The sequence below is a fragment of the Streptomyces sp. genome (assembly GCF_036566765.1).
Taxonomy (GTDB): domain Bacteria; phylum Actinomycetota; class Actinomycetes; order Streptomycetales; family Streptomycetaceae; genus Streptomyces.
Genome location: NZ_DATCVQ010000059.1, coordinates 1 through 2,202, shown reverse-complemented (window position 1 = coordinate 2,202; position 2,202 = coordinate 1). Strand labels below are relative to the sequence as shown.

Sequence of the window (2,202 nt, the reverse complement as noted above, 5' to 3'; positions counted from 1 at the left end):
GGATCGCCGACCGTCAGCGGCTGTTCTTCCAGAAGGCGGTGTTGTGGTCGGCTGCGAAGTCGGCGCGCTTCCAGGTGGTTGAGGACAGGGTCTGGACGTAGTCGTGGCCGGTGCGGAAGTCGGGCCAGTCGGTCTTGCCCGTGGCGGCGAAGTGGGTCCAGGTACGGAGCATGCGGGTGCGGAAGCGGGCCTGGTCCGCGGGGACTCCCTCGAACAGCGGCGGGTGATCGAAGAGGTAGGGCAGTTCCGTCATGTGCGCGGCGTGCTGCTCGAAGCTGGGGGTCGGGAAGCCCTCGAACCACGGGGTGTCGCGTTCGGAGAACTCGTACGTCCGGGTCGGGGTCCATCGGGACAGGAGCTGGGCCGTCTCCAGGGTGGGCGTGGACCAAGCGGAGTCAGTGAGGGCGGCGGCCAGCGCCTCGCCCGCCGAGCCGTACTTGGTGAGCGGGTAGAGGGCGAGGACGGCGTCGGACTTGGAGCCGAACTGGTGGCGGATGGCCGGCTCGTACTCCTCGGGCTTCATCGGCGTGCCGGAGGCGAGTTCCTGCCCAAGCACCCTGCCGCGTTCCTCGTCGTGGTTGACGCCGATGAGGACGGGGACCCGGTTGAACCTGCCGGTGCGCAGGGCTTCGGCCGGGGAGAGGGGCATGAGCTTGGTACCGGTGACCGGGCGCGGTTCGCTGTAGGGGTCGTAGGCGGCGAGGAGTTCGGAGACGGACTTGTCGCGCAGGCAGTCGGCGGTGTTGGTCTCGCAGCCCAGGGTGGCGATGACGCGCCGGGCGTCGGCCTCGGCTTCGGCGCGGGTGCGGGATCCGCCGGTGGCGCAGGGGGCGCTCTGGACGACGGCGCGGTGGAAGAGGCCCGCGGAGGCGGGTGAGGCGAGGTGGCCGCAGACGCTGTAGCCGCCGCCGGACTGGCCCGCGATCGTGACGTTGTCCGGGTCTCCGCCGAAGGCGGCGGCGTTGGCCTTCACCCAGCGCAGGGCGGCCTGCTGGTCTTCGAGGCCGAGGCCGTCGGCGCCGGGCTGGGAGGGGTCGGTGAGGAAGCCCATCACGCCCAGGCGGTAGTTCATCGAGACGACCACCGCGCCCTGCTCGGCCAGGCTCGCGCCTCCGTACTGGTGGCCGGCGCCGTACATGAGGCTGCCGCCGTGGATCCATACGATCACCGGTCGCTTCCCGGCCTGCTTCCCCGCCTGCTTCGCGGTCGGGGTGGTGACGTTCAGGTAGAGGCAGTCCTCGTTGTCGTTCGGGATGCCGATCGGCAACCCCTCGGGCTGGGCGCAGGCCCGGCCGGGGGTCGTCGCGTCCCGTACTCCGGTCCACCGCGCCGCGGGCTGCGGGGACTTCCAGCGCAGGCCTCCGACGGGGGGTGCGGCGTAGGGGATGCCCTGGAAGGTGCGGACCTTGCCCTCAGCCGTGCCGCGGACCTTGCCGTTCGTGGTGGCGACCACCGTCCGGTCGGCGGCGGTGCCGACGGGGGCGGCGTGGGCGAGGGTCGGGGCGGTCAGGCCGAGCCCGAGGCCCATCGGCACGGCGGCGGCCAACCACTTCGCAACGATCTTGGTGTTCGTCATGGAAGGAACAGTAGAGAGGTTTGCTCGATCGAGCAATACGTTTGTATAAATCGATCGAGTGAGTCGATCGGGCAACAGGTGCTAGCGTCCGTCGCATGGGAAACCGCGAAGCCCTCCTCATCGGCGCGAAGGCATGCCTGCGGGAGAAGGGGTACGACCGCAGCAGCATCCGGGACATCGCCACCGCCGCCGGGGTGAGCACGGCCGCGATCGGCTACCACTACGGGTCCCGCGAAGCCCTTCTGAACCAGGCGCTGTTCGAGATCCTCGACGAATGGGGCGACGCCATGGGACGCGCCATCGTCCCGGACGCCGACGGCTCCACCGAGCGCGATTTCGCGCGGATGTGGCAGAGCCTGATCGACGATTTCGCAGCCCACCCAGACCTGTGGCTCGCCTCGATGGAGCTGTTCATGCAGGCCCAGCGTCAGTCCGACCTGCGCACCGCCCTCGCCAGCGGCACGGCCCAGGGACGGCGGGGCATGGCCGCCATCTTGGAGGGTGTCCCCGAGGATCAGGTCCCCGAGGACACCGTGCGAAGCCTCGGAAGCGTCCAGCTGGCCCTGATGTCGGGCCTGATGATCCAGCACCTCAGCGATCCCGCGAGCGCTCCCACGGCGGACGAG

2 protein-coding genes are annotated in these 2,202 nt (G+C 70.3%); one reads left to right on the top strand and one right to left on the bottom strand.

The window, feature by feature from the left end; translation table 11 throughout:
* Positions 1–13: 13 nt before the first annotated feature.
* Entirely contained in the window at positions 14–1,576 is a 1,563-nt protein-coding gene (locus VIU94_RS03045; RefSeq protein ID WP_331907221.1) for a carboxylesterase/lipase family protein, read from the bottom strand.
* A gap of 95 nt (positions 1,577–1,671) precedes the next feature.
* Here VIU94_RS03045 and VIU94_RS03040 point away from each other — a divergent pair.
* On the top strand, positions 1,672–2,202 hold a 531-nt coding region (locus VIU94_RS03040; protein ID WP_331907219.1), incomplete at its 3' end, for a TetR/AcrR family transcriptional regulator.